The sequence below is a fragment of the Pseudomonas sp. 65/3-MNA-CIBAN-0223 genome (assembly GCF_040310425.1).
GTDB lineage: Bacteria > Pseudomonadota > Gammaproteobacteria > Pseudomonadales > Pseudomonadaceae > Aquipseudomonas > Aquipseudomonas gregormendelii.
This window is the reverse complement of sequence record NZ_JBEOPV010000222.1, coordinates 1-258: the sequence shown is the minus strand read 5'-3', so window position 1 is coordinate 258 and position 258 is coordinate 1. Positions and strand designations below refer to the sequence as shown.

The 258-nt window shown below is 66.3% G+C and carries 1 protein-coding gene; it reads left to right on the top strand.

Features of this window, described 5'->3' with window-relative positions; translation table 11 throughout:
* A partial coding sequence (locus AAEZ09_RS28650; RefSeq protein ID WP_350601723.1) for a hypothetical protein occupies positions 1-258 on the top strand: 258 nt, incomplete at both ends.

Here is a 258-nt window from a genome sequence, read left to right as displayed (position 1 = left end):
CGCCACCACCGTCCTGTGCGCCTGCAGCACATCGCCGGCATCGGCGTCGATCGCATGGGTTCGATCGCCGATCATGCCGACGTCGACCTTTTGCGACTCGAAAATCTCGATACCGACATCCCGCCCACCTCGGAGGCGCTCGCCGTCACCCGAGAGGCCATCCAGCGAGACTCGGCCAACTCCTATTTGCCATTCGTCGGTCAGGATCGGCTACGCGCGAGCGCTGCCGCCCACGTGTCGGCACTGTCGGGGCAGCGC